Below are 593 nucleotides of genomic sequence, written 5' to 3'. Positions count from 1 at the left end.
GGTGTGAGTACTGTATATCAATCGTTGCTTCTTTAAGAGTTTGTAGCAAAATATCCATGTTTTCAACTAACTCAAAACTATCATTATGATTTCCATCTATACAGTCAGAAATAGCCAGGATATGATATTTATTATCACAGAGCACTAAATTGTTGGTTGTTTTACTTTTTTTACGACCTTGATAGGCTACCTTTTCACCCCTTTTTTTGAAGGAGTATGCGTCCCGTCTAATTGAATACATTCCAATTGAATACATTCCAAGGCTAAACTGGCTTTCATGATTTGATGGGTAGAGGAAAATAGCTTTTCAAAGCTGCCATCGGCTGACCATTTGGCATAGTGATAATAAATATTTTGCCAAGTCACTAATTGATTATCTGGCTTTAAGGTACGCCATGAACAACCTGATTTTAACACATACAAAATGGTATTGAACAGATAATGATAGCTTACCTTCAATCTATTATGATTTAATTTATGACTCAAATGAGGGAGCACATAGGTCTGGAAATCGGATTCAGAAATATAGACAGGCAACTTGTTCATATTTGTTTTTCACTAAATATACATCATTTTTCAACTAAACAAACCCA

At 33.7% G+C, this 593-nt stretch carries 1 protein-coding gene; it reads right to left on the bottom strand.

Annotated elements, in window-relative coordinates; all coding sequences use genetic code 11:
* Positions 1 to 186 precede the first annotated feature (186 nt).
* On the bottom strand, positions 187 to 546 hold the full coding sequence (locus QNI22_RS40175; protein WP_314520323.1) for a transposase: 360 nt from the start codon (positions 544 to 546) through the stop codon (positions 187 to 189).
* Positions 547 to 593 lie beyond the last annotated feature (47 nt).

Origin of the sequence: Xanthocytophaga agilis, assembly GCF_030068605.1 — a bacterium.
Lineage (GTDB): Bacteria > Bacteroidota > Bacteroidia > Cytophagales > 172606-1 > Xanthocytophaga > Xanthocytophaga agilis.
This window is presented reverse-complemented; position numbering and strand designations above follow the sequence as displayed.